General features: G+C 60.4%; 28 protein-coding genes. 11 read left to right on the top strand and 17 right to left on the bottom strand.

Annotated elements, in window-relative coordinates:
- Positions 1-316 (bottom strand): alpha/beta hydrolase (locus M3O22_02255; protein ID MDP9195582.1); only part of this gene is annotated, 316 nt, incomplete at its 3' end.
- Positions 317-362: 46 nt separating this feature from the next.
- Positions 363-770, bottom strand: a complete 408-nt coding sequence (locus M3O22_02250; GenBank protein ID MDP9195581.1) for a hypothetical protein — start codon at positions 768-770, stop codon at positions 363-365.
- 290 nt (positions 771-1,060) lie between these two features.
- Here M3O22_02250 and M3O22_02245 point away from each other — a divergent pair, with 290 nt between their 5' ends.
- Positions 1,061-1,870 carry a hypothetical protein gene (locus M3O22_02245; protein MDP9195580.1) on the top strand — a complete coding sequence of 270 codons (810 nt, stop codon included), beginning with the start codon at positions 1,061-1,063 and terminating at the stop codon, positions 1,868-1,870.
- Here the strand turns inward: M3O22_02245 and lpxA are convergent.
- The 8 genes from lpxA to M3O22_02205 form a co-directional block, all read right to left on the bottom strand.
- A complete protein-coding gene (gene lpxA / locus M3O22_02240) occupies positions 1,854-2,645 on the bottom strand; it encodes an acyl-ACP--UDP-N-acetylglucosamine O-acyltransferase (GenBank protein MDP9195579.1) in 792 nt (263 codons plus the stop codon). The genes M3O22_02245 and lpxA overlap by 17 nt on opposite strands.
- Positions 2,645-3,112, bottom strand: coding sequence for a 3-hydroxyacyl-ACP dehydratase FabZ (fabZ, locus tag M3O22_02235; protein ID MDP9195578.1), 468 nt, complete (start codon positions 3,110-3,112; stop codon positions 2,645-2,647). The genes lpxA and fabZ overlap by 1 nt, the downstream gene beginning before the upstream one ends.
- Positions 3,075-4,136: a UDP-3-O-(3-hydroxymyristoyl)glucosamine N-acyltransferase gene (gene lpxD, locus M3O22_02230; protein ID MDP9195577.1), complete on the bottom strand. Its 1,062-nt coding sequence runs from the start codon at positions 4,134-4,136 to the stop codon at positions 3,075-3,077. Before lpxD ends, fabZ begins: the two co-directional genes overlap by 38 nt.
- Entirely contained in the window at positions 4,137-4,712 is a 576-nt protein-coding gene (locus M3O22_02225; GenBank protein ID MDP9195576.1) for an OmpH family outer membrane protein, read from the bottom strand. It abuts the gene before it with no gap.
- 24 nt (positions 4,713-4,736) lie between these two features.
- The gene (bamA, locus tag M3O22_02220; protein ID MDP9195575.1) at positions 4,737-7,049 is read right to left on the bottom strand and encodes an outer membrane protein assembly factor BamA; all 2,313 of its coding nucleotides are present in this window, start codon (positions 7,047-7,049) and stop codon (positions 4,737-4,739) included.
- 56 nt (positions 7,050-7,105) lie between these two features.
- Positions 7,106-8,218, bottom strand: coding sequence for an RIP metalloprotease RseP (rseP, locus tag M3O22_02215; protein MDP9195574.1), 1,113 nt, complete (start codon positions 8,216-8,218; stop codon positions 7,106-7,108).
- Positions 8,219-8,455: 237 nt separating this feature from the next.
- On the bottom strand, positions 8,456-8,920 hold the full coding sequence (gene nrdR / locus M3O22_02210; protein MDP9195573.1) for a transcriptional regulator NrdR: 465 nt from the start codon (positions 8,918-8,920) through the stop codon (positions 8,456-8,458).
- Between the two features lie 3 nt (positions 8,921-8,923).
- Positions 8,924-10,264, bottom strand: a complete 1,341-nt coding sequence (locus M3O22_02205; protein MDP9195572.1) for a serine hydroxymethyltransferase — start codon at positions 10,262-10,264, stop codon at positions 8,924-8,926.
- Positions 10,265-10,450: 186 nt separating this feature from the next.
- Between M3O22_02205 and M3O22_02200 the strand changes: the two genes are divergently transcribed.
- Positions 10,451-10,888, top strand: a complete 438-nt coding sequence (locus M3O22_02200) for a MucR family transcriptional regulator (protein ID MDP9195571.1) — start codon at positions 10,451-10,453, stop codon at positions 10,886-10,888.
- A 147-nt stretch (positions 10,889-11,035) separates the two neighbouring features.
- On the opposite strand, the gene M3O22_02195 is transcribed toward M3O22_02200, so the two are convergent.
- Positions 11,036-11,509, bottom strand: coding sequence for a MarR family winged helix-turn-helix transcriptional regulator (locus M3O22_02195; protein ID MDP9195570.1), 474 nt, complete (start codon positions 11,507-11,509; stop codon positions 11,036-11,038).
- A gap of 269 nt (positions 11,510-11,778) precedes the next feature.
- Here M3O22_02195 and M3O22_02190 point away from each other — a divergent pair, with 269 nt between their 5' ends.
- Entirely contained in the window at positions 11,779-13,098 is a 1,320-nt protein-coding gene (locus M3O22_02190) for an ABC transporter substrate-binding protein (GenBank protein ID MDP9195569.1), read from the top strand.
- Between the two features lie 99 nt (positions 13,099-13,197).
- Positions 13,198-13,398 (top strand): hypothetical protein, encoded by a 201-nt coding sequence (locus M3O22_02185; GenBank protein MDP9195568.1) that lies wholly within the window; start codon positions 13,198-13,200, stop codon positions 13,396-13,398.
- Between the two features lie 25 nt (positions 13,399-13,423).
- Here M3O22_02185 and M3O22_02180 read toward each other — a convergent pair whose 3' ends face one another.
- The 3 genes from M3O22_02180 to M3O22_02170 all read right to left on the bottom strand — a co-directional run bounded on the left by M3O22_02180 (position 13,424) and on the right by M3O22_02170 (position 15,907).
- Positions 13,424-13,843 (bottom strand): DUF2948 family protein, encoded by a 420-nt coding sequence (locus M3O22_02180; protein ID MDP9195567.1) that lies wholly within the window; start codon positions 13,841-13,843, stop codon positions 13,424-13,426.
- Positions 13,844-13,858: 15 nt separating this feature from the next.
- Positions 13,859-15,160 carry a UDP-N-acetylglucosamine 1-carboxyvinyltransferase gene (gene murA / locus M3O22_02175; protein MDP9195566.1) on the bottom strand — a complete coding sequence of 434 codons (1,302 nt, stop codon included), beginning with the start codon at positions 15,158-15,160 and terminating at the stop codon, positions 13,859-13,861.
- A gap of 291 nt (positions 15,161-15,451) precedes the next feature.
- Positions 15,452-15,907: a hypothetical protein gene (locus M3O22_02170; protein MDP9195565.1), complete on the bottom strand. Its 456-nt coding sequence runs from the start codon at positions 15,905-15,907 to the stop codon at positions 15,452-15,454.
- 458 nt (positions 15,908-16,365) lie between these two features.
- On the opposite strand from M3O22_02170, the gene coaBC reads away from it, so the two are divergent.
- Genes coaBC through M3O22_02150 form a run of 4 tightly spaced genes read left to right on the top strand, consistent with a single transcriptional unit; the run spans position 16,366 to position 19,820 of the window.
- Entirely contained in the window at positions 16,366-17,598 is a 1,233-nt protein-coding gene (gene coaBC, locus M3O22_02165) for a bifunctional phosphopantothenoylcysteine decarboxylase/phosphopantothenate--cysteine ligase CoaBC (protein ID MDP9195564.1), read from the top strand.
- Positions 17,595-18,050, top strand: coding sequence for a dUTP diphosphatase (gene dut / locus M3O22_02160; protein MDP9195563.1), 456 nt, complete (start codon positions 17,595-17,597; stop codon positions 18,048-18,050). The genes coaBC and dut overlap by 4 nt, the downstream gene beginning before the upstream one ends.
- A complete protein-coding gene (locus M3O22_02155) occupies positions 18,047-19,354 on the top strand; it encodes a bifunctional folylpolyglutamate synthase/dihydrofolate synthase (protein MDP9195562.1) in 1,308 nt (435 codons plus the stop codon). The genes dut and M3O22_02155 overlap by 4 nt, the downstream gene beginning before the upstream one ends.
- A 1-nt stretch (position 19,355) precedes the next feature.
- A complete protein-coding gene (locus tag M3O22_02150; protein MDP9195561.1) occupies positions 19,356-19,820 on the top strand; it encodes an NUDIX hydrolase in 465 nt (154 codons plus the stop codon).
- Here the strand turns inward: M3O22_02150 and M3O22_02145 are convergent.
- Both M3O22_02145 and M3O22_02140 read right to left on the bottom strand, forming a co-directional pair.
- Positions 19,796-21,463 carry a hypothetical protein gene (locus M3O22_02145; GenBank protein ID MDP9195560.1) on the bottom strand — a complete coding sequence of 556 codons (1,668 nt, stop codon included), beginning with the start codon at positions 21,461-21,463 and terminating at the stop codon, positions 19,796-19,798. The genes M3O22_02150 and M3O22_02145 overlap by 25 nt on opposite strands.
- 102 nt (positions 21,464-21,565) lie before the next feature.
- Complete coding sequence (locus tag M3O22_02140) at positions 21,566-22,387, bottom strand: methyltransferase domain-containing protein (protein MDP9195559.1); 822 nt, start codon at positions 22,385-22,387, stop codon at positions 21,566-21,568.
- Between the two features lie 147 nt (positions 22,388-22,534).
- On the opposite strand from M3O22_02140, the gene M3O22_02135 reads away from it, so the two are divergent.
- Positions 22,535-23,272, top strand: a complete 738-nt coding sequence (locus M3O22_02135) for a ComF family protein (protein MDP9195558.1) — start codon at positions 22,535-22,537, stop codon at positions 23,270-23,272.
- Positions 23,273-23,414: 142 nt separating this feature from the next.
- Here the strand turns inward: M3O22_02135 and M3O22_02130 are convergent, their stop codons facing one another.
- Complete coding sequence (locus M3O22_02130; protein ID MDP9195557.1) at positions 23,415-24,527, bottom strand: PAS domain S-box protein; 1,113 nt, start codon at positions 24,525-24,527, stop codon at positions 23,415-23,417.
- 172 nt (positions 24,528-24,699) lie between these two features.
- Between M3O22_02130 and M3O22_02125 the strand changes: the two genes are divergently transcribed.
- Positions 24,700-25,242, top strand: coding sequence for a septation protein A (locus M3O22_02125; protein MDP9195556.1), 543 nt, complete (start codon positions 24,700-24,702; stop codon positions 25,240-25,242).
- 7 nt (positions 25,243-25,249) lie between these two features.
- The coding region (locus M3O22_02120) for a hypothetical protein (protein ID MDP9195555.1) at positions 25,250-25,429 on the top strand (180 nt) is incomplete at its 3' end.

Here is a 25,429-nt window from a genome sequence, read left to right as displayed (position 1 = left end):
GATCCAGTGAGAGGATACCGTCCCGGACAGCAGACGCCAGCAGGAACGCACCCCAGGAATGGGCTGCAATAACCGGCTTTTCGTCAAGGCCGGCCACAATACCAGCCAGCTGGCGCTGAAGAACCTCCAGGGTCAGTGGAGTTTGCGGATCATACGGCCCCGTGCATCCCGCCTGATCATAAAACACCAGTCTGAACCTGGCGGATAGCGGATCCACCCAGGGCCGGAAATACCGGTGGCTGCTCCCCGGCCCGCCGTGGATGAACAGCAGGGGGTGGCCATGGCCAGAAATATGAACAGGGCTGACTGTTTTCATGGATTTATTGTGGCAACTTCCGGACTGTCCCGCCATAGCCGGCAGTTCAGGGAACAACAGCCGGTTGTCTTCCCAGGAAGCGGAACCGGGGAGACATGGCATCCTGCAGGATCTGTACATCCTCTGCCGTGATTCCGCATACATCCGCAAAATTCAGGACCAGACGGGCAGCATCAGGATGATGCATGCGGTCCGACGGCACCATCACAGCCTTCATATCCTTTGCCAGGGAAACGGCCGTCCTGATCCATGTCTGCCTGTCTATGGACTTCTGCTCATAATATCCGCCGCACACAGCGTTGAGCACAAATGCCAGAACGGAGACAGTATCCCTGTCTTTCGGCTCCGGCACCACGCACCTGATCTTGCTTTCCACGTGACTGCGCTCGGCCCTGTCCCGGTCTGCCCGGGTTTCCGGCCCTGCCGGCAAGGTGTACGAACCAGGCGTATCCATATCTCCTGCCCCTCAGGGAAAAATCCATCCGACAGTACAATCCCGGAATACTTGCAGAAAATGCAGGTACAGTATTATATCAGGGCTGTCCGGTTAACATCTCTGTAACCCGGCGCCGGATATCATGGCAGGGATTTTGCCCCCGGGAAAGTAAAGGCATGCCGGAAAACGGTTCTTTTCCATCACCTCCGGTCAGGGTTTCACTCCTGCGGCCGGAATTCTGCCGAACAGAAGCCAGGAAGTGTCTGGAGAAAAACAATCCGCTTCAGGCAGCATACTGGCTGAATGAGATGGATGTCAGCATTGCGGCCCTGAAGAGGGTAGGATTTTCCCCCGACTGGGGGGCAGATCCGGAAACAGTGGAAAAGGATATCAGGCCCTTGCGTCACGATGTGGCCCGGGCAAAACCCGCCGCATGCCTGCTCAAGGCACGGGCTGGCATGGACAGGGGCAATCCCCGGCAGGCACAGGTCTGGCTGGACGAAATGGATTCCAGTATCCAGCACCTGCAGGATTCAAAAATTCTCTATGCCCTTGCCGGAATCCTGAAAATGTCGACCGAAGATCTTGCCTCTTTTCGCAGGGCCGTAGCCGGTGCATCAGCACAGTTCCGGGAAAAAACCACCAGAAAGACTGCCGAATCCGGGACCGCAGCCAGCCTGCGGCCAGCCTTTTGCCGGACAGCTGCCAGACAGTGCCTGAAAGAGAACAACCCGCTTCAGGCAGAACACTGGCTGAATGAGATGGATATCAGCATTGCTACACTGAAAAACGCTGGCCTTGCTCCCGGCTGGGATGCAGATCCGGAAACAGTGGAAAAGGACATTAGAACCCTGCGCCATGCCATAGCCAGGGCTAAACCAGCGGCTTTTCTGGTCAAGGCCCGGAACAGCATGAACAGGGGCAATGCCCGGCAGGCTTCTGTCTGGCTCCACGCAATGGATCAGACCTGCCATGCGCTGAGAGAAGCAAATATCCTGTGTAATCCTGCGGAAATACCCGGCATGGGGCCAGACAGGCAACTGGATGATTTCAGGCAGGGAGTGGAAAAAACCCTGAAACCGGAATACCTCCCTGCTGCCGCTAGCCCCGCGGCATAGTCATCGCCCGCGAGGTACGTTCCGCCATGAAGGCCAGCAGGGTCTGGACCAGGGGATTGCTGCCGTGGCTGGCCCTTACACTTTCCATGCGCTCGACCATGGTTTTATCTTGCCCGAACAGGGCGCGGAAGGCCGTGCGCAGATCATTGATCCCGTCTTTGGGAAAGCCGCGCCGCTCCAGCCCTACCAGGTTCAGGCCGGCCAGAAAGGCCCTGTCCCCCTTCACAAGACCATAAGGAATAATGTCCGCATCGACTGCTGACATGCCACCAATCATGGCGTGACTGCCAATGCGCACAAACTGGTGAACCCCTGCAAGAGCGCCGATTACCACATTGTCCCCGACCTCCACATGGCCTGCCAGGCCGACATTGTTGGCCAGTACTGCACTGTTACCCACGCGGCAGTCATGGGCCACATGGACACCGGCCATGAACAGGCCGTTATCGCCGACCCGGGTTTCCATACCCCCGCCTTCGGTACCGGTGTTCATGGTCACATACTCCCGGATCCGGTTGTTCTTTCCGATCACCAGGCGGGACGCCTCGCCCCTGTACTTCAGATCCTGGGGAGCGCCCCCCAGGGAAGCAAAGGGCCAGACCACCGTGCCCGCACCGATGGACGTGTGCCCCTCCACAACCACATGGGATTTCAGGATCACGTCCTGACCCAGCTCCACATGAGGACCAACTACGCAGTACGGTCCGATGGCACAGCCTTCCGCAATGCGGGCCGCCGGGTCCACCACGGCTGTCGGATGAACAGAAAAAGCCATTACTCTTTGTCCATGAGCATGGCCGAGAAAACGGCCTCGGCACACAGGACGCCCTCGACCTTTGCCGCGCCGCGGAATTTCCATACATTGACCCGGTTGCGCTCCTTGGTCACATGGATATGGACCGTATCACCCGGAACAACCGGCTTGCGGAAACGGGCCTCGTCCACCGTCATGAAATAGACCAGCTTGCCCTCGGCCTCTTTTCCCAGCGTGGCCACCACCAGGACAGCCGCCGTCTGGGCCATGGCCTCGACCAGCAGGACACCGGGCATGACGGGACGGGTCGGAAAGTGGCCCTGGAAGAACTGCTCGTTGACTGTGACATTCTTGATGCCTACCGCCGTGGCATCAGGAACTATATCCACCACCCGGTCGATCATCAGCATGGGATAGCGGTGCGGGATCATTTCCATGATCCGCGACACATCAATCCGGCTGATCCTTTCCAGTGTCCGCGTATCCATTGCTGCTCCTTCCTGTATGAGCCAGTTTTTTCAGGACAGCAATCTGCCGGAAAAACTGCCTTTTTTCCATGGCCGGCGTTCCACATACATCCTTGCCGGCGGGAATATCCTCCATGACACCACTCTTTGCCGCAACCCGGGCCCCCGGACCGATCTTCAGATGCCCGGCCACCCCGGCCTGGCCCGCCAGAAGAACATGGGCCCCCAGCACCGTGCTTCCGGACACACCTGCCTGGGCAACAAGGACGCACCCGGGACCAATGGTGACGTTATGGCCGATCTGGACCAGATTGTCGATCATGGTTCCACGTCCGATGACCGTATCGGGGCCAGAGCCCCTGTCAATGGTGCTGTTGGCTCCGATTTCCACGTCATCCTCGATGATGACGCGGCCCAGCTGGGGTACCTTCACATGTCCCTGCGCATCCATGGCAAAGCCAAAACCATCCTGGCCGATACGGGCTCCCGGATAGATATGGACCCTGTTGCCGACAATGGCGTGGGAGACAGAGGCACAGGCCCCCACAACACACCCGTCGCCCAGGGAAACACTGCGCCCGATAACAGCATTGGGACCCACCCGGCAGTCCCGGCCCAGGACAACTCCCTCCTCCACAACAGCCCCCGCGGCAATTTCAGTTCCCTCACCCAGGGTAACAGAAGGGTGGACCGTCGCGGCAGGTGAAACACCGGCAGCAGCGCGGGACAACGGGTAGAAAACCTGTGCCACCCGGGCATAGGCCCGGTAGGGAGAGGGAGTCAGCAGAAGGGCCATTCCCGCAGGTTCCTGGCCGGCCATATCAGAATGCACCAGACAGGCTGCAGCCCTGCTGCTGCGAAAATCCGCCACATATTTTCTGTTGTCCAGAAAACTGATGTGACCCGCCCCGGCCTGCGCCAGGGGGGACACATCATAAATCATCAGGTCTGCATCTGCAGGCCGGACCAGGGAAGCCCCGGCAACACCGGCCAGATGGCCAAGGGTAAACGGACCCGAAACGCGGAAGAAACGCGGATCAGCCATTTACCCGCCCGTGCTGGAAGCCGCCGGCTTCGGAGCAGAAAAATCCACCTTGATGGAAGACAGCTGGCTGTTCAGTCTTTTCAGAACCTCGTCCGTCAGGTCCATGGCATCATCGGCATAGACAACCTGCTGGCGGGTCAGGACCAGATTGATACCCCGCTCGCCCGCAATGCCGGACACAACCTTGCGCAGGTTTTCCATGACGGTTGTCATGGCTTTGCTGAAACCGGCGTCGAGAGAGGTCTTTTTGGAATTGACCTCTTTCTGGACTGCCATGAATTTTTTCTGCAGGTCGGCTCTCTGCTTGTTGGCATCTTCCGGCTTGAGGATCGATCGCTGTTTCATCAGCTCCTGCTCGGCTTTTTTCAGCTCGGCCTCGCGCGCGGAGACATCTGCCTGATAGGATTTCAGCTTTTCATCAATCTGGGCCCTGATGCTTTTGGCCACAGCCGACTTCTGCAGGACAGCCTGCACGTCAACCACCCCGACCACAGGAGGTTTTCCTTCGACAGCCATGGCTGTAGACGAAAAGGCAAGAGCAGACAGTACGGCAACACACCACAGTATTTTTTTCATTTTTCCCCATCCCCTGAAAGGCTGCTAGAATCTTGTACCAAAGCTGAAACGGAACACTTCTGTTTCATCATAGTCCTGCTTGATCACCGGAAAACCCAGATCAACACGCAAGGGGCCAAACGGCGAGCGCCATGAAACACCGGCCCCCAGCGAAAGCCGCAGGGCGGCTCCGTCCCGCAGATCCTCGTCCGGCAACGGCGTCAGGTCTGCATCGCTCAGGCTGCCAAAATCGGTGAACAGATGGCCCAGAATGCCGAATTCCTCGGGAAGTCCCATGGGCAGGGTCAGCTCCACACTGCCGCGGTACATCTGGTTGCCGCCAAGGGCGTCATCAGCCCCGCCGGTCATATCCCGCGGACCGACCCCGGCCTTGGCAAATCCGCGCAGGGTGTCGCCGCCCAGGAAAAAGCGGTCGTCAATCCTGACGTCATGATCGCCATAGCCAAAAATATAACCGATTTCTCCCAGCGCACTCAGGACCCAGTCATCGGCCGGAGACCAGTAGGCTGACCCATAGGCCTTTGTCCGCAGGAAATGGGCATTTCCGCCCAAGCCGGCCAGATCATTTGACAGCTTCAGAAGATACCCTTCTGTGGGGCTGAGGCGACTGTTGCGGCGGTCATAGACCAGCTCCTGGCCGACCTGTGACACAAAGCGCTCGCCCTCCTGCTCACGGATAAAACGTGAGGCGTCAGCATCCACATCCCGGATTTCCGAGTTCTCAAGCCTGTAATAGACCCTCTGGCGCAGGTTCTCGGACAGGGGATAGCCCACCCGCAGGCCACCGCCAGTGCTTCTCTGGTCATAGGAACTCTCGTCCTGGAATTCCCGGGTCACATGGAACAGATCAACACCGGCAGACAGGTCCTTTTCAAGGAAATACGGCTCCGTAAAGCCGAAATCAAATTCCTGGGCCTTGCCGGAGATGGTTGTGGACAGCCTGACATCCTGTCCCTTGCCCAGGAAGTTGCGCTCCCGCAGGCTGATATCCCCCAGCACGCCGTCCGTGGTCGAGAAACCGGCCCCGATGGACAGCTCCCCTGTAGACTGCTCGGCCACATCCACCTGGACAACAGTGCGGTCAGGCTGGCTCCCCTCACGGGTTGTCACATCAACCTTCTGGAAAAAGCCCAGATCACGGACTTTCTGCTCGGACCGGCGAATCATGGCTGTATTGTAGGGATCGCCCTCGGCCACCTGGAACTCGCGGCGGATCACATGATCCATGGTACGGCTGTTGCCGGTGATGTCGATCCGCTCTACATAGTTTTTCTGGCCTTCCGCAACATCATAGGTGATGTTGATCAGCTTTTTCTCGCGCTCGCGGACCACACGGGGCCTGACATCGGCAAAAGGCGCCTGCATCTTTCCGGCCAGTGTGACCAGCCGTGCGACAGTCTGCTCGACCTCGCCAGCGTCATAGACATCACCTTCTGCTGTTGTGACCTCGCTACGCAGCGTTTCGGCATCAAGGCTCTTGATGCGGGAAGTGACATCCACCTTGCCGATGGTGTACTGCTCCCCTTCCTCCACAGTAAAGGTAATATAGAAACCACTCTGGTCCGGCGCCAGCTCGGCCACAGCGGAAACCACACGGAAATCCGCATACCCCTCGGACAGGTAGAACCGGCGCAGAAGCTCCCGGTCAAAGGTCAGGCGGTCCGGATCATAGGTGTCGCCGGATGACAGGAAACGGTACCACCGTGTCTCGCGGGTCTGGACCTGCTCCCGCAGGGTTGAGTCGCTGAACGCCTTGTTGCCGACGAAATTGATCCGCTCAACTCCTGTCTGTTCGCCCTCATTGATCTCGAACACCAGGTCAACGCGGTTCTGGTCCAGCGGAATGACCTTGGGGTCAACCGTGGCCGCAAAACGGCCCGAGCGGCGGTACAGGGTCAGCAGGCGCTGCACATCGGCCTGGACCCTGGTACGCGTATAGACAACCCGGGGGCGAAGCTGGACCTCGGCCTCCAGCTGTTCATCCTCGATCTTGTTGTTGCCCTCAAAGGCAATGCGGTTGATGATGGGGTTTTCCTGGATACGCACAATCAGAACATCCCCTTCCCGCTCCAGCGAGACGTCAGAGAAAAGACCCGTGGCAAAAAGCCCCTTGATGGACTGGTCCATCCGCTCCTGGTCAAAGGGATCGCCCGGCTTGATGACCATGTAGGACAGGACGGTTGACGGTTCGATCCTCTGGCCACCCTCAACCCGGATGTCCCGGACGGTGTCCGCCTCCTGGGCCATGGCTTCCGGAATCCCGAACGGGACAGAAGCGACAGAAAACATTGCGGCCCAAGCAAGGAAAAGGGCTGTTGTTACAAAAACGGCACGCATCAGGAACACCGGAACGCTGTCAGTGACAAGGACGGAAACCGGGGGATTTTCATCCCTCAGTAGCGGGAAAGGTCATTATAGAGAACGAAAACCAGCAGACTTAATACCAGAGCAAATCCGATTCGGAAACCATATTCTTGCACTTTCGGCGACAGGGGGCGTCTGCGGACAGCCTCCAGGGCGCAGAAAAGCAGGTGTCCACCGTCCAGAACCGGGATGGGCAGAAGGTTCATCAGGCCCAGGCTGATGGACAGGAAGGCCATCAGCCACAGGAAGGGCAGGATCCCGGCGCTGGCCGCATTTCCGGACAGTTCCGCGATGCGGATCACACCGCCCAGCTCTTCCGTGCTGCGCTGGCCCGCAAGCATTCCGGCAATGGCGGACAGGGACATCCAGCTGAGATCCACGGCTTCGACCGCGGCAATCCTGAAAGCCTGAACAGGCCCCCAGGGCCCGTTGTCCGCCAGAAGCCCCAGCGCAGGCACCTGGACATCCCGTCCGTCCACATCCTTTCGCAGCTCCATCCGGGGCCTGGCCCGCAGCATCAGGGTTTCACCGTCCCGCGACACCTCGAACTCCGAAGCTTCCGTGCCCCCCTGCAGAACCATGCGGGAAAGCTCGGCAAACCGGTAAACAGGCTGTCCGTTGACCTTCAGAACCCTGTCCCCCGGAAGGAAACCCGCTTCCTGCGCGGCAGAATTTTCAGCCACCGCCTTTACCACAGGGGGAGGCAGGGGATGCCTGGAAAAGCACAGCATCAAACCCATCAGCAGAATGGCAAAAAGATAGTTGGCTGCAGGGCCGGCCACAAGGATGGCGGCGCGCTGCCCCACAGGCTTCGCGTGCAGGGTCTGCGCCCGTTCTTCCACCCTCATGGCGGCAACGGCAGGATCGGGCCGGCTGCTGGCATCCGCATCGCCCAGCATTTTCACATAGCCCCCCAGGGGAATGACTGAAAAGGACCAGCGGGTCCCTGCCCTGTCGGTCCGTCCGAACAGCTCGGGCCCGAAACCTATGGAGAATTTCTCGACCCTGACCCCGCAGCGCCGGGCCACAAGATAGTGACCAAGTTCATGGATAAAGACCAGAATGGTCAGGACCACCAGAAAGGGCAGGATATAGCTGCCCAGGTGCAGTCCGTATGCGGCAATGGCGCCTGTCCAGTCCATCAGGATCCTCATGGTTGCGAAGTACGGCCATCATGATGGCTGCAGTATGTGGAAAAAAAATGGCAGTGAAATCCGGGAGGTTTTGGGATTGAAAAAAGCACGGAATCAATCAACGCAGAATGAGCCAGATGACAAGATTTTCGAGAACCGGGGCACAGCGTACGTTACAGCACGTGAGCACCGGAAGCGGAGAAAGCTGAAGTCAGATGGCCATTATCTGTTGACTGGTTCCGCGCCCTAAGCCTCTTCCTTGTTGTCTTTCAGGGCGCCGACTATATCCCTGAAGTCCGAAACCTCGCGGAAGTCCTTGTACACGGACGCATAGCGGATCCAGGCCACCTGGTCCAGGGCCAGCAGGGCGTCCATGACCATGCTGCCGATCTGTTTCGAGGGGATTTCGCTCTCGCCGGTGGCTTCCAGCTGGCGGACCAGGCTGTTGACCACCTTTTCCACCCGCTCGGGATCCACAGGGCGCTTGCGCAGGGCAATCATCACCGACCGGTACAGCTTGTCCCGGTCAAAGGCCTCCCGGTCGCCGCTGTTCTTGACGATGGTCATCTCGCGCAGCTGGACGCGCTCGAATGTGGTGAAGCGGCCACCACAGTCCCCGCAGAACCGCCTGCGCCGGATGGTGGAATTGTCGTCGCTGGGCCGTGAATCCTTGACCTGGGTATCTTCATGGCCGCAGAACGGACAGCGCATATCTTACGTTCTCCCCTGATCCTTCATCCAGGAATATACAGGAAAACGGTCGCAGAGGATACGGGCCTTTTCGCGGGCGGCCCCTTCAGCCGCGCTGTTATCCGCGCCCGGGGCCGTCAGCCCGTCCAGCACATCCGCCACCAGGTTCCCGGTCTCCGCAAACTCAGCCCTGCCAAAGCCGCGCGTAGTGGCCGCAGGCGATCCCAGCCGGATGCCCGACGTAACCATGGGCTTTTCCGGATCCAGGGGCACGCTGTTCTTGTTGCAGGTCATCCCGGCACGCTCAAGGCTGGCGGCTGCAGCTTTCCCGGTCAGCTTCCTGGAGCGCAGGTCCACCACCAGCAGGTTATTGTCCGTACCCCCGGACAGAATACTGTATCCCCGGCCTGCCAGTGTTTCCGAAAGAACCCGGGCGTTATCCACCACGGCCCTGGCGTATGTACGGAAGTCCGGACGCAGCGCCTCGCCAAAAGCCACAGCCTTGGCGGCGATGACATGCATCAGCGGCCCCCCCTGCAGTCCCGGAAAGACCGCCGAATTGATCTTTTTCCCCAGTTCGGCATCGTTGCTGAGGATCATGCCGCCCCGGGGCCCACGCAGGGTCTTGTGGGTTGTTGTGGTCACCACATGGGCGTGGGGCAGCGGGCTGGGCCAGACGCCACCAGCCACCAGGCCCGCAAAATGGGCCATGTCCACCATCAGCAGCGCACCAGCTTCGTCTGCAATCTTTCTGAAAGCAGCAAAATCGATGAGACGGGAATAGGCAGTTCCACCGGCGATAACCAGTTTTGGTTTATGCTCCCGCGCCAGGCGCGCCACATCGTCCAGATCAATCAGGCCTGTGTCGCGGTTCACCCCGTACTGGACAGCGTTGAACCACTTGCCCGACAGGTTGGGCGCCGCACCATGGGTCAGATGCCCGCCACTGTCCAGCGCCATGCCCAGCAACGTATCGCCGGGGCTGAGCAAGCCCATGAAAACGGCCTGGTTGGCCTGGGACCCGGAGTGGGGCTGGACATTGGCAAAAGCGCAGCCGAACAGGCGGCAGGCCCGCTCGATGGCCAGGCTCTCGGCCATGTCCGCCGGTCCGCCACCTTCATAATAGCGGCGGCCCGGATATCCTTCCGCATATTTATTGGTCAGGATAGAGCCCTGGGCTTCCAGCACAGCGCGGGAGACAATGTTTTCCGAGGCGATCAGCTCGATCCAGTCTCGCTGGCGGACCAGTTCCTTTTCCAGAATCCCGGCAATCTCCGGATCTGTATCCGCAAGCCCCGCAGCGGAAAGATTTTCCGGGATAGGATCCTGTACTGGAGCAATATTCTGTGACGCACTGTTTTTCATGTTTCCCCCGATCCTGCGTGCGGCATGCGGGTAAAATCCTGCACACCTGTTTTTATTTGGGACGAAGAAACTATCACTTCAGGTATCAGTCAGACAAGTCATCCCTAAAAGGATTTGACAAATAAAAAACAGGAATGCACCCTGCAGGCAGTATTTGTTTACACCCCGAATGAAAGAGACAGAGTCATGGACAAGAACCACCGGGACACAGAGCTTCTGCATCTGGTAACGGATGTCGTGTCATCCTATGTCAGCAATAATACTGTTCCGGTTGCACAGCTGGCTGACCTGATCCATTCCGTCCGCGCTGCCCTTCTGGAAATTCCGTCAGGCAAAATGGGCAGCGGGAACCGCAAGCCCGCTGTGGATATCAAAAAGTCCATTCATCCCGACTATATCGTATGCCTTGAGGACGGGAAAAAACTGAAACTGCTCAAGCGCCACCTGCGCACGGCATACAACATGACTCCCGACGAATACCGGGCCAAATGGGGCCTGCCCGACAGCTATCCCATGGTTGCGCCGAACTATGCGGCCAAGCGCTCCCAGTACGCGAAAAACATCGGCCTTGGCAAAAAATCCCGCGGCCGCCGGAAAAAATCCGCCGGGGCCGAACAGAAGTAATGCGGGGCGTTGTCGTCAATCAAACGGATAATGGCCAGATGACAAGGCTTTCGAGAACCGGCGCGCAGCGTACGTAAACGTACGTGAGCACCGGGAGCGGAGAAAACCGAAGTCAGATGGCCATTATCCGTTTGATTGGCGACAACGCTACTCCGCCCCTTCCCTCCCCGGCCCCACATAGCCGATCATCCCCGTCCAGTAGCGCTCCAGCTTCTTGAGAATGACATTGAGGGTTTGCAGGTCGCTGTCGGCCAGGTCGGCCTTTCCCAGACCGTCCAGCTGGCGGGCGAACATGGTGGCCATACGGTCACGCAGGGCCTTTCCCTTGTCTGACAGGCGAACCCTGACAGACCTTTTGTCATGGGCCGAGCGCTCCTGGGTCAACCAGCCGTTTTCCACCATTTTCTTGACGTTATAGGAGACGTTGGATCCCAGATAGTATCCGCGCACCGTCAGTTCGCCCACCGTCAGGTCATCATCCCCGATATTGTACAGGATCAGGCACTGGACGCTGTTGATGTCGTGAATGCCCTGCCGCTCAAGTTCGGTTTTCAGGACTTCCAGAAAATACCGGTGCAGGCGCTCGATCAGAAGAAAGGAATCATAATAGGGATGCTTCATCGGAAGCGTTCTCCTCTGTGTGAATTTTACAATTTTAGATAATTTGCATCGCATGACAATTCTTTTTTTCGTCGGTAGCTTGCCGGCCTCTGAAATGCCAGAAAATAACAGACCACTTGCAGAACCCGCTGCAGCGAGGCAAATCTCAGGAGCGAGGAACGCAGAACCGGAGTGTACACGTAGTACATGAGGATTTGAGTATCGCAGCGACGCAGCAGTTGACTGCTGCAGTCGGGATTATGCAAAGGGTCTGGTGTATGGTGAGAATTATGAGACACGCTTGCGCTTTTCTGGCCGGCCTCCTTCTTTCAATTGCGGGTCTTTACCCCGCCCATGCAGAAACCGTCATCGGCGTGGCAGGTCCCATGACCGGACAGTTCTCCGCTTTGGGAGAACAGCTGCGCCGGGGGGCAGAGATGGCTGTCAGCGACATCAACGCCGCGGGCGGCATCAACGGAGAGATGCTGAAGCTGGAAGTTGCCGACGATGCCTGTGATCCGGACCAGGCCGCCACGGCCGCTGCGGATCTTGCCGTCCTGGGCGCAGTGGCTGTTGTGGGACACTCCTGTCCCGAAGCCATGCAGCGCACCGGCCAGGTGCTGCAGGAACATGGCATTGTCCGCCTGTCTCCCGCTTCCGGAGAGGCGGATCCGGCTGCAGAAAGTCCCGGCACCTTTTACCTTTCAGGACAAAACAGCCTGCAGGGAAAGATCGCCGGAGACTGGATCGCGGCAACATATGCGAACAAAAGACTGGCCATCATCCATGACAGGAGTCCCGCCGGCAAAAGTCTGGCCGACGGCGCCCGCAAGGCCTTGCGCGACCACAAACTGCGGGAAAGGATCCAGGAAACCTATACGCCTGACAGTGCAGATTATCCGGCGCTGGTGGCCCGGCTGAAGCAATCGCGGATCGACGTGCTGTACGTGGGCGGAACAGCCGCTGATGCCGGCCTGATTGCAAAACAGGCCCGCGGCCAGGGGGTAAACGCCATTGTGGTCGGTGGCAGCGTTCTGGCAGAGAACACCTATGCAGAGGCAGCAGGCCCCGCCGCTGAAGGAACAATCGCTACGGCTGCTGCAGATATGCGCACGGCAGAAGAAGCAGCCACTGTTGTCCAGGCTTTCCGCGCCGCAGGCTTTGAGCCGGAGGGATACACGCTGCAGGCCTATGCTGCCGTGCAGGCCCAGGCAGAGGCTGCCAGAAAGGCGGGGGGCATACCTGCTCCCGCTGTTGCTCCTGTCCCGGACACGCCGTCTCCGGGCCTGACCATCGAGGCGCCGGACCTTCCGGATTCTCCAGGTGAAATATCCGGACTGCAGGCCCCGACCCTGGAAACCTCCCTGCCTCCCGCGGAACCGGAAATACCACAGTCCGCAGCGCTGGCAGGTCTTGCCACAGCCCTGCAGGCCGGGCCCTTCAGAACCATTATCGGCGATGTGATGTTCGACAACCAGGGCATCAATACAAACCAGACGTTCAGGCTTTACCGCTGGACCGGCGGCAAGCTCACCTTCCTGGCTGATCCGCCTGCGCCCAAAGCCGCGCCTGAAACAGCACCCGCTGCGGAACAGGCACCGGCAGAGTGACTCTCTCCTATACCCTCTGGTCTATCCATAATTGAAGACTGGCTGCAGGGCGGAATTCGGTGTTGATAACAGCGAATTCTGAAGCAGTGAGGGATAAAAATGTTTCCAGAGCGCTATATTATCGAAGTCAATGACGAGGCCGTAGGTCTGGTGATCGGTGACCCGGAGCGGCAGGGCCTGGTGTTCCACGCCATCCATCCCCGCCTGGGATCGATCCAGGGCCAGCGTTTTCCGACACCCCACAGGGCAACCCGCACAGCAACCTCGATCATGGGGACCCGGCACCGGTCGGGGAGATAAAGGACCTCCCCAGAACCCGCTGCAGTCAGGGTTCTTCTTCGCCGTGACTCGGGCAGGATTTCGTGGACCACGGCCTGCCCATGTCATCGACCAGGCAGGTCCAGCCGGGCTCGAACGTCAGGCACAGGGCCCCCCCGCCGGCAAAGTGGACAAACAGCTCGCGGTCCGCAAGCTGCAGGGACAGGATGCTCTGCATCCGCTCCTGGTCTGTCCGGTCCAGGTCGCGATAGCGGACAGCACTGACGCCCTCGATGCGGATACCGCACAGGGTGCGTTCGCGGACAGGCATCTGCTCCCACCGGAAACGGTTGACGGCCAGGACAAACCGTTTTTCATCGGCGAAAAAGGCCATGTCCTTCAGGGGCACCAGGGAGTCCTGCAGGCAGGCCGAGATGATCTGGATATCCTCGGCATCCCGCGCCAGGACCTTCATGGGTTTTGTCATGCCCTGTCTCCCTGCCTATTCAGGATCTGAACTCTCCCGTACCCTCTCAATATCCGCACCACAGGCGGCCAGCTTTTCCTCAAGACGCTCATACCCGCGGTCCAGGTGATATACCCGGTTGACCATGGTCTCGCCCCGCGCAGCCAGTCCCGCCATAACCAGGGAGACCGAAGCGCGCAGGTCCGTGGCCATCACCGGCGCGCCGGTCAGCTGCGGCACCCCGCGCACCAGGGCCGAGGATCCGTGCACCGTGATGTTCGCACCCATGCGGGCCAGCTCGGGCACGTGCATGAACCGGTTCTCGAAAATGGTTTCCGTGATCATGGACGCGCCGCTGGCCACGGTCATCAGGGACATGATCTGGGCCTGCAAGTCGGTGGGAAAGCCGGGAAACGGCTCGGTCATCACGTCAACGCCGGCTAGCGGCTGTCCGGCCTCCCGGGTAATCCGGATGCCCCGGGGGGTGGGTGTCACCTTCACCCCCGAGCGGCCCAGGACGGTAGCCATGGAGTCCAGAAAATCAGACCGCGTGTCCGTCAGCTCCACATCGCCACCGGTCATGGCCACCGCCATGGCATAGGTGCCTGTCTCGATCCGGTCGGGAATGATGGAGTGGCTGGCGCTGTGCAGCGACTTGCGGCCCCGGATGGTGACGGTGTCGGTTCCGGCCCCCTCGATCTCCGCGCCCATGGCTTTCAGGCAGATGGCCAGGTCCACCACTTCCGGCTCCCGCGCTGCGTTGACCAGCACCGTCTCGCCGTCTGCCAGCGTGGCCGCCATCATGAGATTCTCGGTTCCCGTCACCGACACGGTCGGAAACACAAACCGGGCGCCCTTCAACCCGCCGGGGGCCGACGCGACAATATAGCCGTTGTCGATGGCAATCTGCGCCCCCATGGCCTCAAGGCCCTTGATGTGCAGGTCCACGGGCCGCGTGCCGATGGCGCACCCGCCCGGCAGGGAGACGCGGGCCGTGCGGCAGCGGGCCAGCAGGGGGCCCAGCACCAGGATGCTGGCGCGCATCTTGCGGACCAGCTCGTACGGCGCTGTCGTGTTCGTGATGTTCGAGGCATCCAGTTCCACCACCCGGCCGGCGGAGCCCGCGCTGCCTTCGCCATTGAGACGGATGTCCACACCGTGCTGGGCCAGCAGGTGGGCCATGGTGGTCACATCGGCCAGATGGGGCACGTTGGACAGGGTCAGGGTTCCGTCTGCCAGAAGACAGGCCGCCATCAAGGGAAGCGCTGCGTTCTTTGCGCCACCAATGGCGATTTTCCCGTGCAGGGGTTTTCCCCCGCGGATCCTGATCCTGTCCATAAACCCTTTTCCCCGCAACAGAACTGACAGGTATCAGCCTGTAACACTCCACAAACAGCCTTTGCAAATGGAATGTGTCAGGGACCGGGGCAGCCTGCGGGACGAACGACGTGGCGTACGCCCTCCCGCCCCAGAAGAACCCTGTTGAAAAACTGGCCACTGGCAACGGCCGCCGCGTATTCCTGGCAAATTTCAACAACACGGACCACATTGACGCCCCTAACAACGTCCGGCCATCCATACATTACTTCCCAGAGGACTGTTCTGTCATATCGATCAGACTGTACACTTTCAGACTTCAATCCATTCCATGCTAAGTCCGTGCCACATGAGTACGCGTAATGCCTCAGCAGATGTCGCTATACCTGGCTCGCGCAAAAAATGTCCCAGTATCTCTTTTCTGCCCCGGGCTTCAACCAGATGCCACTGTTCGGGCGGAACGAAAATTTCATCCGGGGGGCATGTCCCCAGCTGGCCGGGAACCTGCCATTTTTCATAATTTCCATTGGCCAGAAAACCAAGCTTCAGCAGGGGCAGACTTTCCGGACCCGGCGCCAGAACGGAAAATACGATCAGACAGCACCAGCCCTTCCTCAACGAATTTTCATAAAGAATCTCAGGCAAGGGGGTCCGAAGGGCAACCTGCAGGGAGAAACCATCAGGTCCTGTACCCATAAGGCTATACTCGTACATCGGACGCAAGCCCCCGACAGGCGCTGCGGCATGGGGAAAATTCGCCTCCGTCATGCCCATGGCCTTATAAAGCGCCGGAAGGCCCTGTTCCCAGATTTTCCGGATTTTGCTATCCATGCTGATCTTTTTATCAGGTTTTCATGAAAGCAATCACCTGGATGAACCCCCTTGACAAAAAGACTATTTTCCTATATACGGGATGCCGGTTTTTGTTGTGGAGGCAAACGTGGGTATGACTCTTGCACTCTCTCCATCCTCTCTTTGTCATCCTGAGGAAGTGAAACGACCGAAGGATCTTTTTGCAACCGGAAGATCCTTCGCTGCGCTCAGGATGACAGTGGAGGAAATGCTAACAAGTGATAACTTTTGCTTACGGACTCGCAATGTTATCCACAGCACTCCCTCCGGGAGGGTGCAGTTAAAGGGTCAAAAACCACCGAAAAGCCATACCAGTACAGGGTTTCCTCTGGTGAGATTATGGTGCAGTTAATGTGCAATCAGGGAAAGATCCAGTGACCGTGACACTTCACAACAAAAGAATCCTGCTGGTCGTTTCCGGCGGGATTGCGGCGTACAAGGCGCTGGAGCTGATCCGCCGCCTGCGAGACAAGGGCGCCGCTGTCACTTGCGTTCTGACTGCCGGCGGGGCGCAATTTGTCACACCCATGGCGCTGGCCGCCATCTCTGGCAACAAGGTCTACCAGGACCTGTGGTCCCTGACCGATGAAGCCGAGATGGGCCACATCCAGCTGTCCCGTCAGGCCGATCTGGTGCTGGTGGTGCCGGCCAGCGCGGACATCCTGGCGAAACACACTGCGGGCCTGGCCGATGATCTGGCCACCACTCTCCTGTTGGCCACGAACAGGGCTGTCATGGTGGCCCCGGCCATGAACGCGCGCATGTGGCAACACCCGGCCACGCAGCACAATATCAGGCTTCTGCAGCAGCGCGGCATCCGGATCATCGGCCCGGAAGACGGCGCCATGGCCTGTGGCGAATACGGTCCCGGCCGCATGAGCGAACCGGCGGACATCCTGTCGGCGGTGGAGGCGTTTTTTGCAGAAAAAACATCCGGCGCCCTGTCCGGCAAAAAAGCCCTTGTGACCAGTGGCCCGACGCAGGAGCCCATCGACCCCGTGCGCTATATCTCCAACCGCTCCTCGGGCAAGCAGGGACACGCCATTGCCGCCGCCCTGGCCCGGGCAGGCGCTGACGTCACCCTGATCTCCGGCCCTGTCAGCCTGCCTGACCCGCCGGGCGTCAGAACAGTCCATGTGGAAACGACGCAGCAGATGCTGGACGCCTGCCTGAAAGCCCTGCCCGCCAATATCGCCATCTGCGCCGCCGCTGTGGCCGACTGGCGCATGGAGCAGGAAACCCCCTCCAAGATAAAGAAAAAAACCGCATCCCTGTCTCTCACCCTGATGCCCAATCCCGACATCCTGGCCACCCTCAGCCGCCCGGGGCCGAACCGACCGGCACTGGTGGCAGGCTTTGCAGCGGAAACCGACAACCTGCTGGCCCACGCGGCGGACAAGCTGGAGAAAAAAGACTGCGACTGGATTCTGGCCAACGACGTCTCTGCCGGATCTGGCACCTTCGGCGGGGACAGCAACACGGTCACCCTGCTGCGCCGGAACCCCAAAGGCGTGCAGCAGGATTCCTGGCCCCGCATGGGCAAGGACGCCGTGGCTGAAAGACTTGTCGCCGCCATCGCTGATCATTTCGGGAGCAAACAGCCATGACCCAGTCCCTCACCATCCCCATCGTCCGCCTGCCCCACGCCGCCGACCTTCCCCTGCCCGGCTATGCCACAGCCCATGCGGCAGGGATGGATCTCCTCGCCGCTGTGAAAGAGGATGTCATCCTGGCTCCTGGCGCGCGGACGCTAATCCCCACCGGCCTGTCCATCGCCCTGCCCCCGGGGTATGAGGCGCAGGTACGGCCCCGCTCGGGCCTGGCGCTGAAAAACGGCGTCACAGTCCTGAACAGTCCCGGCACCATCGACGCGGATTACCGCGGCGAGATCCAGATTATCCTGGCCAATCTGGGGGACCAGCCCTTCACCATCATCCGCGGCATGCGCATCGCCCAGATGGTGGTGGCCGGCCATGCCACCGTATCGTGGAACGAGAGTGAAATGCTGGCCGAAACCGCCCGGGGCGCGGGAGGGTTCGGCTCCACGGGGGTGAAATGACCTCCCTCCACCCCGTCCTCGCACGCCTTGAAAAGCGCAACCCGCAGGCCGATACCCTGTCCACGGAACCGGTCCTGCGCCTTCTGGAAAAACTGGGCAATCCCCACAGAAAACTGCCGCCCGTGATCCATGTGGCCGGCACCAACGGCAAGGGCTCCACGTCGGCCTTCCTGCGCGCCATGCTGGAGGCGGACGGGAAGCGCGCCCACGTCTATACATCGCCCCACCTGGTCCGGTTCAACGAGCGCTTTCGTCTGGCGGCCGATGGTGGCGGACACCTGATCTCCGACGACCTGCTGGCCGAAACCTTCCGGGAGTGTGAGGCGGCGGAAAACGGCGAGCCCGTCAGCTTTTTCGAGATCAAGACCGCTGCCGCCTTCCTGCTGTTCTCCCGTATCCCGGCCGATGCTGTGGTGCTGGAGGTGGGCCTGGGTGGGCGGCTGGACGCCACCAATGTGATCGACAGGCCAGCGGCCACCGTCGTCACCCGCATCTCCTTTGACCATACAGCTTTTCTGGGAAGAACCCTGGCCGCCATCGCCCGGGAAAAAGCCGGCATTTTCCGCTCCGGTTCTCCCGCCGTTATCTTTCCCCAGCCCGCTCCCGAGGCCCGGGACACCCTGCTGACCTGTGCCAACGATGCAGGTGCCCCGGCAGTTCTGGGCGGCCGGGACTGGCAGACGACAGAAACAGCAGGAGGTTTTGATTATGCCAGCGCACCGCGCACTCTCTCGCTCCCTTTCCCCGCCCTGCCCGGCGCTCACCAGATCCTGAACGCCGGCACAGCCATTGCCGCGCTGGACAGCACATCGCTGAAAATCTCCGATGCCGCCATCCGCCGTGGCCTGCAGACCGTGGACTGGCCAGCCCGCATGCAGTGCCTGACCCGGGGGCCGCTGGCCGATATCCTGCCGCAGGAATGGGAACTGTGGCTGGACGGCGGCCACAACGACTCGGGCGGCGAGGTGATCGGCGAGCACCTGCGCCGGTGGCGGCGGGCCGATTCCCGGCCCGTATTCATCATCTATGGCATGCTGAAAACCAAGGTCCCGGCAGAATTTCTGGTCCATCTGGCGCCTCATGTGCAGGACCTGCGCGCAGTGGCCATTCCGGACGAGCCCAAATCCCTGTCTGCCGAAGAGGCTGCCTCTGCTGCAACCGGAACCGGCATTTCGGCCCAACCCGCCGCCAGTGTGGCTGCAGCCCTCGCGGATCTCGCGGCCCGGCATGGACACTCCGCTGCCCGTGTCCTGATCTGCGGATCACTCTACCTGGCCGGCACGGTATTGAGGGAGAACGGGTGACATGACCACACCGCTTTCAGCCGGGGCGCATGCCCTGATCCTGCGGGATGACGGCCTGGGCCTGGTCACACACCGTGCTCCGGACAAATCTTACATGCCCGATAAATGGGATCTTCCCGGCGGGACGCTTGAAACCGGGGAAAGTCCGGTTCAGGCCCTGACGAGGGAAATAAGGGAAGAGACCGGACTGACGGTTGATATTGGTCCGCTGGTCCATGTCTACAACAACATGATCCAGTTTCCCGAAAGACAGGGCCTGCAGATGGTCTTTCTGGCCCGCTATACCGGGGGCGAAATCCGCCTGAACTCCGGCGAACACTCGGAATACCTGTGGGTCACGCTGGAAGACATGGCCAGACTGGACACCATCAATTTCCTGGCGGATTTTCTGGCCGCCTTCCCCCACACCCTGCGCGGGCTGGGGGAGTTCATGGCCGCGCTTCAGGGACCGGGACGCCGGACCTGATGATGATGCCGGGGCGAGGGATGGCCGACACCCTGGCCACTGTGCGAATGACCCCGTTTTGGTCCAGCCCCCCTTCCAGCCGCAACCGGCGGGGTCGGATTTCGGGTCCCACTGCTGGCCCTGACACGATCCGGTGTCTTTCCGGGCCGGGCAGACTGCGCGGGTGGACGCGGCCCCGGCACTCCACCAACCTGGTGCGTTACATCCCGCAGATAGGCCTTCTTGCCCCCCATGGCAGCGACCTTCTGTGCCACAGCCTGCCGGAGCCGTTCCGGGTCCACACCCGGATTGGTCTCTGCATTTGTGGCTTCTGTAACTTCAGCCGCCACCTTGCGCACCGGTTTCGCAGCCCTTGCCTTCGCCCTGGTTTCAACCTTCTCCCGCATCTTCTTCGGATTGACGCCGGAGTTTGTGACCTCATCCGCCGGGGTGGACAGATCTTCCTTGCTGTAGCCGGTCTTCAGCCTTTCACGGATTTCCGCAGCCGGCCTGACCTCCACTCCCGGTTTCCCGGTTTCCCATGCGGGCTTCTGCCCTGTCTTTTTCAGAGATTGATTCATCATCTCCTGAGCCTGTCCGCTTTCATAGAACTTGCCAATATCATAGATCTCGCAGACCGCCGTGTCGCCGGCCACACGCAGGGTCTTACCCATGCTTTTACTGTCGTGCTCCACACTGCCCAGACCCAGGGTCTGAAGGGCATTTTTTACCATCTGCACGGATCCGGCAGAAACGCCATCCAGAGAGACACGGGAAATCCACTGGGCCTTTGGTCCACTTCCCGCCTCGCTGTCGATCCAGTTACCAGCCGCACCGACCACACAGCGAATCATCATCATGAAGCGCACCAGATCCTGGCTGGGCAGCTGTCCTCCTTCGGTTTTCAGGCTGCGGTCCCGGACAACGCCGGAGTCATGAACCTGGACACCGGTAATCCGGCCCATTCTGTCCCTGTTGACCGTATAGGAATAATCCTCGCGATGAAGGGCCTTCACAATCCGGCCCAGTTCTTCCTGGGAGAGGCCCTTGTGCAGAACCTGCTTTTCCCGTCCGCTTTCGTCAACAACGGATACTTTCTGAACCCCTTCAAGGGAAAGAGACATTTCCCCGTTCTCATCACGCATGGGCTTCCAGACATGCTGCGTCAGGGTCCTGTAGGTCTCCGGCACCCTCCCCAGATCACTGCGGTCAATGCGGATGCCGGCAAAGGGATTGCCTGCAGCATTTTTCAGGGCTTTTGTCGTATGGCTATGGCTGGCGTAGGCAGAACCGGGAATTCTGGTGTTTTTCTCGATGCCAATCCCGGAACGGACGCCGGCCGAGCGCAGTGCCACCTCGATCTCTTGCAGAGCCGCATCCATAGCTTCCGCGCTTTCCCCCGTATGGAAAATCCTGAACTGGGGAATGCCTTTTGCCCTGAACTGGGCCGCGCCGATATTGTATTTCTCCAGGACCGGAAGAATCCCTTTCCAGGCTTTTTCCGCATCGTCTGTCCTGACGGAAATACCGGCCTCCCAGCCCGTTCTGTCTTCAGGCCTGGTTCCCTCTTTCGTCACAAGGTTTCCCACCATCCGGTAACCGGATGGAACCTTGTCATCCTGTTTGCCGCGAAACAGGTTGCTCAAAACCTTTTTGATACCCATGGCCTTGTCCCGTCAGTCTGGTTGCCGATGGGGCCATTAGAACCGATCCGGGTTAATACCGGCTTAAAAGAAGATGAATCAACGGTTAACGAAGACGTTTTTTCAGCCCGACGGTGTCCATCCGGCCATCCAGACTACCTGGATCGTGGCTTCAATCCGGCCATCCAGGCCGGTGTGGCGCTGCCGGTACAGGTCCATAGCCCGCAACAGTACGTCCCGGCGCAGGGGGCTGCGCTTTTCCACCGTCAGGGTGCTGCTTTCCCCCATGCCCTGCAGGTCCCGCAGCAGGGCCAGCGGATGCTCATACGTCAGGGTCAGCACATCGCTGTCCACCACCGGCAGGGAGAATCCGGCCCGCTGCAGCAGGCCCGCCGCATCCTTGGGGTCCACCACCGGCGATGTACGGGGGCTGGCCCCACCACGCACCTCCAGTTCGGCCTCCATCAGGCACTGGCGCAGCTCGAACAGGGTCCCGCCGCCTGGCAGGGCCGCCAGAAAAAAGCCCTCGGGCTTCAGGATCCGCCGAACCTGGACCAGCGTCCCGGGCAGATCATTGACCCAGTGCAGGGCCAGACTGCTCACCACCAGGTCAAAACTGCTGTCCCGGAAGGGCAAAAACTCCTCATCGGCACAAACCACGGGAATATGGGGCATAAGATTGCGCTGGCGCCGGGCCAGGACTGGAGACAGCTCACATCCGGCCAGCAAAGGGATGGAACGTCCAGCCAGAAGGCGCAGCAGAGTCCCTTCCCGCGTGCCCACATCCAGGGCAGAATGAAAAGGTCGCCTGACGTCGTCCAGCCGCTCCGCCAGCCGCTCCGCCACTTCCACAAACAGGACGTCATGCCGTGGCAGGGTGCGGGCCGAGCGGTCCCGGTGCAGGCGCACCAGACGCCGGTCAAACACTGTATGGAGCGATGACATCAGACCTCTTGCAGAACCCGCTGCGGTGAGGGGAGTGTAAGGAACGAGAACCGCAGAACCGGAGTGTACACGACAGTACATGAGGATTCGAGGATCGCAGTGACGTAACAATCACCCACCGCAGTAGGGTTATGGAGGAGGTCTATCATGGTCCGTACACTGGCATCCCTGCCAGGCGCTGTCCTTGATCTTCTGCTGCCCCCCCTGTGCCTGGGATGCCAAGCATCCGTGGGACAGCAGGGCGCATTATGCCCCGGATGCTGGCAGAACATCAATTTCCTGTCGCCGCCCTGGTGCGACCGGTGCGGCCTTCCGTTCGAGCTTCCCCCCGATGCGGCTGCCGGTCCTGCCCTATGTGCAGAGTGTATCCGCCGCCCGCCGGCCTTTGACCAGGCCCGGGCCGCCCTGGTCTACGATGCCGGCAGCCGGCCGCTGATCCTGTCCTTCAAGCATGGCGACAGGACAGAGGCCGCAGGCCCCATGGGCCGCTGGATGGCCCGGGCGGGTGTGGATTTTCTGGAAAAGGCCGATCACGTGATCCCCGTCCCCCTGCACCGCTGGCGGCTGTGGCGCAGGCGCTATAACCAGTCGGCCCTGCTGGCCCGCGCTCTGGCCCGACCTGGCCAGTTCGTGCCCGACATGCTGGTGCGCCACAGGGCCACAGCCTCCCAGGGGCTGTTCTCCCTGCGGGGCCGCCAGCGCAACGTGGCCCGGGCCTTTACTGTCAGGCCTGCGTGGCGGACGCATCTTGCAGGAAAAACCATCGTTCTGGTGGATGACGTGCTGACCACAGGCGCCACGCTGCAGGAATGCGCCCGGACACTGAAGGCCGCCGGGACTGCCTGTGTCCATGTCCTGACCCTAGCCCGGGTGGTGAGGAAGTAGCCGCAGCAGGCACCAACCCCCCTGCAGAACACGCCGGGACGAGGGGAGCACCAGGAGAGAGGACCACAGGACCGGAACGTACACGTAGTACGTGAGGATCCGCGGACCGCAACGACACAGCAATCACCCGTCCCGGTCGGCGTTATGGAAGGGGACTGCTCCATTCGCCCCGGCCACCCGTATCCAGATAGGTCTGCAGGGCCTGCAGGACACGCGGGTCAAAGCGCTTTCCGGACTCCTCCATCAGCATGACCATGGCCTGGTCCACGCCCTGCTGTGGGCGGTGGGCCCGGGGACTGACCAGCGCCACGAAGGCATTGGCGACGGCAATGATCCGGGCTGTAATCAGAATATCATCGCCTTTCCACCCGTCGGGCCAGCCCCCGCCGCCATAGTGCTCCTGGCTTTGCAGCAGGGTGTCCGCGACCGGACCGTCAAAGTCGATACCCTTCAGCATTCCCGCCGCCCGGTGCAGGGACTGGCGGACCAGCTCTTTCTCCTCAGGAGTCAGGGAACCCGGCTTTGTCAGGATCTCCCGCGGAACCAGAAGCTTGCCGATGTTCATCAGCTCCCCTGCCCTTTCCGCTGTTTCCTGAAGAACCGGGTCCAGACCCAGTTCCCGGGCAAGCGCACGGGCCAGATTGCCGGCCCGGGCCGAATGCCGCGCTGCATTGGGATCCCGCAGGTCCGCCAGGTCCATCATGACCTCGACAATCCCCTGCAGGGCTGTTTCCCGTTTTTCCCGCTCCAGCACAAGGCCGGTGATATCCTCCTCGGTCACCAGAATCATGGAGGTTCCCCGCTCTGACCCCGGAATGGGAATGTGCTGGACCTGTGAGATCAGGGGAACCGTCCCGTCCTTTCTTTCCAGGATCACCATGGGCGCCCCGGCCGCCAGGGTTTCATGGTTGCGCTGCTGGTAGACCTGCCCCCGGTCCTTTCCGAAGACCGTCGCCAGGGGCTTTCCCACCACATCCCCCCGTGGTTTGCCGATGCGGGTGCACAGGGCCCTGTTGGCATAGACCACATGGTCCGACCGGTCCGTCACAAACATGGAACGGGCCTGGCTGTTCAGGACAGTGTCCAGAAGCTCTTTCTGGTGGAGAATGTCGCTGTATTGCCGGCGGGCGTATTCGGCCTTTTCGTCGGCGCGCACCCGGGCCTTCCCGGAAGACCGGGCGCGGACAGCCGCCCACAGGACCAGAAGGGCAAAAAGACCGGCGGCGAGAAGGACCGCATGGGTCGACCAGATCATGGATATCTCCTGTTGCTGACGGATCAGGGCCGTAATGACAACAGAACAGCGTGAAGATCTTCCTGATTATACCTCGGAGAAGGAAAAAATGCAACTATGGATTGCCAGGGCCACATTATGACTACATCAAAGAATCGCTGACCGGAACTGTGGTTTCCTGTATGGTAGCCACATGAATCCGTATACACGATTGCTGGTCGAGGCCGGCCCCCTGGTGGCCTTTTTTATCGCCAACTCCCGGCTGGGGCTGATTCCGGGAACGGTAGTTCTGATGGTGGCCATGGCTCTGGCTGTTGGTATTTCCTGGGGGCTGGAGCGCCGCTTGCCGGTCATGCCCCTGGTGGGCTGCGCCTTTGTCCTGGTCTTTGGTGGCCTGACAGTCTGGCTGGAGGACGAGACCTTTATCAAGCTCAAGCCCACCGTGGTCAACCTGCTGTTTGCCACTGTCCTGCTTGCGGGTCTGGTTTTCAGGCGCAACCTTCTCCGCCTCGCCCTGGGCGGGATCCTGCAGTTGCGGGATGAGGGCTGGAACCGGCTGGCCCTGCGCTGGGCCGGATTTTTCCTGGTGCTCGCCGGCCTGAACGAGCTGGCCTGGCGGCTGTTCTCCACCGACACCTGGGTAGCCTTCAAGACCTTCGGCATCATGCCCCTGACCATGGCCTTTGCCCTGGCCCAGACGCCGCTGGTCCTGAAATACCAGATCCGGACAGAGTGAGAGCCCCATGCGCCTGATCCGCACCCTGTTCTCTGCAGCCTTTGTTGTCATCATCGTTGGTCTGGTCGGTGTGTTTGTCATCATCCGCACCCTGGGATCCGGACTTCCGGACTACAAACAGCTGGCCAGCTACAATCCCCCCATCGTGACCCGCCTGCACGCCGGGGACGGCCGCCTGCTGTCAGAA

The organism is Pseudomonadota bacterium, assembly GCA_030775045.1.
In the GTDB taxonomy this organism is placed as follows: Bacteria; Pseudomonadota; Alphaproteobacteria; order JALYJY01; family JALYJY01; genus JALYJY01.
This window is presented reverse-complemented; position numbering and strand designations above follow the sequence as displayed.

Bases quoted from the DNA above. Each gene is read 5' to 3' on its own strand.
- M3O22_02170 (MDP9195565.1), bottom strand. From the start codon at position 15,907: ATGACGGAGGCGAATTTTCCCCATGCCGCAGCGCCTGTCGGGGGCTTG.
- M3O22_02205 (MDP9195572.1), bottom strand. From the start codon at position 10,264: ATGAAAAACAGTGCGTCACAGAATATTGCTCCAGTACAGGATCCTATC.
- nrdR (MDP9195573.1), bottom strand. From the start codon at position 8,920: ATGCGCTGTCCGTTCTGCGGCCATGAAGATACCCAGGTCAAGGATTCA.
- rseP (MDP9195574.1), bottom strand. From the start codon at position 8,218: ATGGACTGGACAGGCGCCATTGCCGCATACGGACTGCACCTGGGCAGC.
- M3O22_02250 (MDP9195581.1), bottom strand. From the start codon at position 770: ATGGATACGCCTGGTTCGTACACCTTGCCGGCAGGGCCGGAAACCCGG.
- M3O22_02125 (MDP9195556.1), top strand. From the start codon at position 24,700: ATGAATCCGTATACACGATTGCTGGTCGAGGCCGGCCCCCTGGTGGCC.
- M3O22_02245 (MDP9195580.1), top strand. From the start codon at position 1,061: ATGGATGTCAGCATTGCGGCCCTGAAGAGGGTAGGATTTTCCCCCGAC.
- fabZ (MDP9195578.1), bottom strand. From the start codon at position 3,112: ATGGATACGCGGACACTGGAAAGGATCAGCCGGATTGATGTGTCGCGG.
- M3O22_02190 (MDP9195569.1), top strand. From the start codon at position 11,779: ATGAGACACGCTTGCGCTTTTCTGGCCGGCCTCCTTCTTTCAATTGCG.
- M3O22_02195 (MDP9195570.1), bottom strand. From the start codon at position 11,509: ATGAAGCATCCCTATTATGATTCCTTTCTTCTGATCGAGCGCCTGCAC.
- bamA (MDP9195575.1), bottom strand. From the start codon at position 7,049: ATGCGTGCCGTTTTTGTAACAACAGCCCTTTTCCTTGCTTGGGCCGCA.
- dut (MDP9195563.1), top strand. From the start codon at position 17,595: ATGACCCAGTCCCTCACCATCCCCATCGTCCGCCTGCCCCACGCCGCC.
- M3O22_02180 (MDP9195567.1), bottom strand. From the start codon at position 13,843: ATGACAAAACCCATGAAGGTCCTGGCGCGGGATGCCGAGGATATCCAG.
- M3O22_02145 (MDP9195560.1), bottom strand. From the start codon at position 21,463: ATGGGTATCAAAAAGGTTTTGAGCAACCTGTTTCGCGGCAAACAGGAT.
- lpxA (MDP9195579.1), bottom strand. From the start codon at position 2,645: ATGGCTTTTTCTGTTCATCCGACAGCCGTGGTGGACCCGGCGGCCCGC.
- M3O22_02225 (MDP9195576.1), bottom strand. From the start codon at position 4,712: ATGAAAAAAATACTGTGGTGTGTTGCCGTACTGTCTGCTCTTGCCTTT.
- M3O22_02140 (MDP9195559.1), bottom strand. From the start codon at position 22,387: ATGTCATCGCTCCATACAGTGTTTGACCGGCGTCTGGTGCGCCTGCAC.
- M3O22_02150 (MDP9195561.1), top strand. From the start codon at position 19,356: ATGACCACACCGCTTTCAGCCGGGGCGCATGCCCTGATCCTGCGGGAT.
- M3O22_02200 (MDP9195571.1), top strand. From the start codon at position 10,451: ATGGACAAGAACCACCGGGACACAGAGCTTCTGCATCTGGTAACGGAT.
- M3O22_02185 (MDP9195568.1), top strand. From the start codon at position 13,198: ATGTTTCCAGAGCGCTATATTATCGAAGTCAATGACGAGGCCGTAGGT.
- lpxD (MDP9195577.1), bottom strand. From the start codon at position 4,136: ATGGCTGATCCGCGTTTCTTCCGCGTTTCGGGTCCGTTTACCCTTGGC.
- M3O22_02155 (MDP9195562.1), top strand. From the start codon at position 18,047: ATGACCTCCCTCCACCCCGTCCTCGCACGCCTTGAAAAGCGCAACCCG.
- M3O22_02130 (MDP9195557.1), bottom strand. From the start codon at position 24,527: ATGATCTGGTCGACCCATGCGGTCCTTCTCGCCGCCGGTCTTTTTGCC.
- M3O22_02135 (MDP9195558.1), top strand. From the start codon at position 22,535: ATGGTCCGTACACTGGCATCCCTGCCAGGCGCTGTCCTTGATCTTCTG.
- murA (MDP9195566.1), bottom strand. From the start codon at position 15,160: ATGGACAGGATCAGGATCCGCGGGGGAAAACCCCTGCACGGGAAAATC.